The sequence below is a fragment of the Candidatus Thermoplasmatota archaeon genome (genome assembly GCA_030018475.1).
GTDB lineage: Archaea > Thermoplasmatota > JASEFT01 > JASEFT01 > JASEFT01 > JASEFT01.
The window spans coordinates 1-1,655 of sequence record JASEFT010000097.1 but is presented as its reverse complement, the minus strand read 5'-3'; the positions used below and the strand labels follow the sequence as shown (position 1 = coordinate 1,655).

Sequence of the window (1,655 nt, the reverse complement as noted above, 5' to 3'; positions counted from 1 at the left end):
AGAACCTGTGCTACCACCTAATCTAGGGGTGTAGGTGGGTGGGCTTTACTTGTTTTACCCTATCTTAAGTCATCTCAGCATGCTTTTCTTACCGCACTTAGGGCATTTGACTTTCAAAGGCTTTTTAGTTAGCGTGATTTGGAAGGTTGTTTGGCAGTAGGGGCATTGAGCTGTTATTGGTCGTGATGTTACACGTTTTGGTTTTTTCTGCCACCTTTGCACTATGATAAAGCTGAGGTGGATGAGAAATATGATGATTACAAAAGATATTAGATAGCTGATGGAAGCAGGAAGAAGTGCCCAACTTTCTTCGTACGGTGGACTTTTACCCAACCACTTAAATTCAAATACCCAAACATATAATAGCCAATCAGATATACCATGCCAAGCGATACATCCAAATAAGTTTTTAAATTTGTAGAAGAAATAACCTACAAGTATTCCGAAGAGAAACAGATCGACTAAATAACAGGCCGCCATACTAAAATTGTACCGATGGACAATAATAACTCTCGGAAGATGAGCAACCACAAATAGACACGCGGATAAAGAGATGCTTTTTAAAGGACTTATCGCTTCCGTTGCTCGCGTCTGAATAAAGCCTCTAAAAAAAAGCTCTTCTGAAAAAGCGATCACTGGAAAAACCGTTAAAGTCATTAATACGATCCACATAGTAATTGAATACTGAGGATTTATCCATATGTGAATTGTAGAGAAGTCTATGTAGCCAAATAAATGTAGGAAATACGCGGAGAGTAACTGAATTAGTATATACTCAACAATACCTAGTGTTAGTCCTATAACTATGCTTATAAAAGCATTCTTTTTTATCAGTCCAAGATAAGAGACATTCTTTTTCTCGTAAAACTTTATATAGAGAAGGAGAGGGAAGACCCACACTAACGGCTGAAATATTATTTGAAAAACAAAAAAATTAATATCGCTTATCTTTGTAAACTCGGCAGCAAAATATCTAATCACTCCCCAAATTCCTAAAAGGAGAAGCCATATCCTGAGAAGGTTAGATAAAGTTTTCCGAACAGTAATCTTGTTCTTTTCTTTAGTTTTTTTGATTATTCTCATTTGGACGAAGCTAGTGAGTAATGCAGAGATTAAATTATAAATCTTCGAAAAGAGATGGGGGGCAAGGCTTTACAAATATTATGTAATTGATAAACCTCTCAAAATCGTTTAGCCTCCACTCAAAATCCTCCACTACTTCGAGAGGAATCTTCTTTCTTTCTCTTAGCCATAGAATGCCCTTCTTAATTTTGAGCGTCTTTGTTGCAACAATAGAAGCTTTTTTTATTTGTCCCATAGTCTTATCGTCCTGTAATGTTACTCTGAGTATAAATTGTTAACGGGGTCATTTACCAACTCAGAAACTGAGCATAAGAAAGATATCTTGAGCAATTAGGGTATCTCTCTTATCTCAAAATAACAAGAAGTTATAGTTTATATACAACAAGTAAGGAAACATCTAAACAACGATCAGGTCATAAATGGAGTTAATATTAGCGATACTTATACCATTAATAGGTGTTAAAATATAGCACTTTAAAATATTCCTTTATAGCTTTACGACGTTCTTTATTACTTCTCATACCACTTCGTAACCTCCCTTTTACTTTCCTCGGCTTAATACCAGCGATTAT

At 35.6% G+C, this 1,655-nt stretch carries 2 protein-coding genes; both read right to left on the bottom strand.

Annotation, left to right across the window (positions count from 1 at the left end):
- Window positions 1-69 precede the first annotated feature (69 nt).
- Window positions 70-1,083: a CPBP family glutamic-type intramembrane protease gene (locus QMD21_07680; protein MDI6856642.1), complete on the bottom strand. Its 1,014-nt coding sequence runs from the start codon at window positions 1,081-1,083 to the stop codon at window positions 70-72.
- Between the two features lie 34 nt (window positions 1,084-1,117).
- Entirely contained in the window at window positions 1,118-1,318 is a 201-nt protein-coding gene (locus QMD21_07675) for a hypothetical protein (protein ID MDI6856641.1), read from the bottom strand.
- Window positions 1,319-1,655 lie beyond the last annotated feature (337 nt).